The sequence below is a fragment of the Halohasta sp. A2 genome (assembly GCF_056175805.1).
The window spans coordinates 1-2,893 of record NZ_JAQFWV010000140.1 but is presented as its reverse complement, the minus strand read 5'-3'; the positions used below and the strand labels follow the sequence as shown (position 1 = coordinate 2,893).

Sequence of the window (2,893 nt, the reverse complement as noted above, 5' to 3'; positions counted from 1 at the left end):
TGGATAGTCTGGTTTGGGTGCTTCTGCAAAGTCTGTATCTAGAAATTCGGCAGTTCAGCGACTCAGACAGGAGAATTTGTTATGTAAGTGATTCAATACGGGAGCCGTCTTGCGATAAACGGAGCAATCCGAAAAGAACTCCTCGCAGAGTCGGTCTTCGACACCATCGATAACCGCCTGTTGGTCGGCCTCGGAGAGTCCCGACAGCAGGCTGTCACCGAACCCCTCTAGCCACGTTGCGAGGCCGTCCTCACCATCGAGTGCTGTGGGTCGGTCGAATAGGATGGCGTACCGGACTTCAAAGCCGTGGGCTTCGAGCCTGCTGGCATACTCGCCAACGGTTGGAAAGTACCACGGCATTGGTGTCTCGTAGCCGCGGGCGGCCAGTTCGGCGTGGATTGCCGAAACGATGGCGGCGATGTTGCCGTGGCCGCCGAGTTCGGCGACGAACCGACCGCCCGGCTGGAGGGCGTCGGCGACCGACTCCAGGACGGCGTCCTGGTCTTCGATCCAGTGGAGAGCGGCGTTCGAGAACACGGCATCGAACTGCGTGTCAACGGTGAACTCCCGGGCGTCGGCGTGGGTGAAGTCGATATCGGGGTAGTTGTCGCGTGCCGACTCGATCATCTCGGCCGACCGATCCAGTCCAACCGCGGTCGCGCCCCGATCTACGATTTGGTGGGTGAGGTGGCCCGTCCCACAGCCGAGATCCAGGATGCGCTCGCCCGGCTGCGGGTCCAGGAGGTCGACAACGTCCGCGCCGTACTCGTAGACGAACGAGTGGGCGTCATCGTAGGTGGTCGTATGCCAGTGGTTCGGGGCATCAGCCGGGGGCAGAGTCATTGTCGCCCTATTCCAGTAGCCGAGAGTTAATTTTTACCACGGGATCGACAGCAGTCGACAACTCAGAGGACATTTAAAATAATAATAAATATATAAGAAAACAGTCCAACACCGTACGGTATGGAACCACTTCTCGAAGACGAGACCGCAGTTATCACCGACGGCGCAAGCGGGTTCGGCCGGGCAATCGCGCTGACGTTCGCCGACCATGGCGCGGACGTGATCATCGCCGACATCCAGGAGACGCCACGTGAGGGCGGCAAATCAACACACGATCTCATTGAGCGCGAAACCGACCGCACGGCCCACTACGTCGAGTGTGATGTGACCAAGCCAGATGATCTCCAGGTCGCCGTCGACGCTGCCGACGAACTCGGCGGGATCGATATCATGGTCAACAACGCGGGCATCACTAACGAGACGGACTTTCTGGAGGTCACCGAAGCCGAGTACGACCAACTCATGTCGATCAACGTCAAGGGCGTCTTTTTCGGTGCCCAAGCCGCGGGCAAGAAAATGGTCGACACCGGCGGCGGAAAGATCATCAATATGTCGAGTGCGGGGGCCTACCGGGCGATGGCCGACATCTCGACCTACTGTGCTTCGAAGGCCGCCGTTCGAACCCTCACGTACGCACTGGCCGACCGCTTCGGCGGCGACGGCATTCGCGTCAACTCGATCAATCCTGGATTCAGCAATACCCAGATGACGGTCGACTCACAACTCGGCAGCGGTGTCCGAGGTCGAATCAACGCCAAACTGCTCAAGGAAACGATTCCTGCGGGGCGGTTCGGCGAACCCGAGGAGATTGCCAACGTCGCGCTCTTTTTGGCCAGCGATATGAGTTCCTACGTCAATGGCGAGTCGATTCTGGTCGACGGCGGCATGATCCACACGTAGGCGCGGGACGCAACCGCTATTGGTCGCCGGAAGCACGCTTTCAGTATGTCCGACTCAGTCGACCACGCCCCTACTGACGACGGCCCGACGGGGGAGTGGCGACTCATCCGTGAGGAAGCACGGTCGGGGCCCATCCAGATGGCCCTCGACGAGGTCGCCGCCGAGACCGCCGCCGCGGGCGGGCCGCGAACCGTCCGCGTCTACCAGTGGGACCCCGGCTGTCTCTCGCTAGGGTATCATCAGGACCCCGAAACGGTCGACTGGGAGGCCTGCGAGGCTTCAGGGATCGACATCACCCGACGACAGACCGGCGGCGGCGGGATCTACCACGACACGTACGGCGACATCTCCTATTCGACCACGGCTCCGGCCGCGGAGTTTCCGAGCGATCTCATGGAAGCGTATCACCTACTCTGTGAGCCAATCCTGGACGGATTCGACCGAATGGGCGTCGATGCCTCGTTTGTCGAAACCGAAACCGATGAACTCTACACGCCTGCGTGCTATCTCCGTGCGCTCCACCCGGCCCACGACATCGTCGCCGGCGGGCGAAAGATCAGCGGCAACGCCCAGTACCGCCGGAAGGACGCGGTGATTCAGCACGGCTCGCTGACCTACAGCGTCGACGCCGATCGGCATCTGTCGACGTTCGTCGACCCACCAACAGACGCCGAAGCCTTCGGCGAGCGAGTCACCGGGATTGATGAGCAAAGCGATATCAACCGGGACGAGGCGGTTGCGGCGCTCGAAGCTGCACTCGCAGAATGGTGTGGGGCCACCGAGGGGTCGTGGACCGACGAGGAACTCCAGAAAGCCAGCGAGCGCGTGGATGAAAAGTACGGTGCTGACGAATGGGTGCGTCGGGTTCCGGGGAGACGGTCGACTACCTGAGCGAATAAACCGAGCGGTTAACGATCGCCGTCAGTGAGGTGTCGACCACACTCTGGACACTCAGTGGTGGTGATCGCCACTTGGAGATCACAGTCCGGGCAGTACCGACGGTAGCAGGCTGGATCGCCCATACTCAGTCGATCACATCGGGTTAGATGGAGTGTCTGTTTGGAAGTAGTGTGAAACAAACCCAAACAGACAATCAGATCGAAGAAGAGCATCTGCTTAATTTTGTCGTCAACACTCTCGACGAGGAACT

The 2,893-nt window shown here is 60.2% G+C and carries 3 protein-coding genes; 2 read left to right on the top strand and 1 reads right to left on the bottom strand.

Going from position 1 to position 2,893, the window contains the following annotated elements; translation table 11 throughout:
- Nucleotides 1-54 precede the first annotated feature (54 nt).
- Nucleotides 55-843, bottom strand: coding sequence for a class I SAM-dependent methyltransferase (locus tag O2S87_RS18380; protein WP_475410178.1), 789 nt, complete (start codon nt 841-843; stop codon nt 55-57).
- Between the two features lie 120 nt (nt 844-963).
- On the opposite strand from O2S87_RS18380, the gene O2S87_RS18375 reads away from it, so the two are divergent.
- Complete coding sequence (locus O2S87_RS18375) at nt 964-1,743, top strand: SDR family oxidoreductase (RefSeq protein ID WP_475410177.1); 780 nt, start codon at nt 964-966, stop codon at nt 1,741-1,743.
- Between the two features lie 45 nt (nt 1,744-1,788).
- Nucleotides 1,789-2,634 (top strand): lipoate--protein ligase family protein, encoded by an 846-nt coding sequence (locus O2S87_RS18370; RefSeq protein WP_475410176.1) that lies wholly within the window; start codon nt 1,789-1,791, stop codon nt 2,632-2,634.
- Nucleotides 2,635-2,893: the final 259 nt, after the last annotated feature.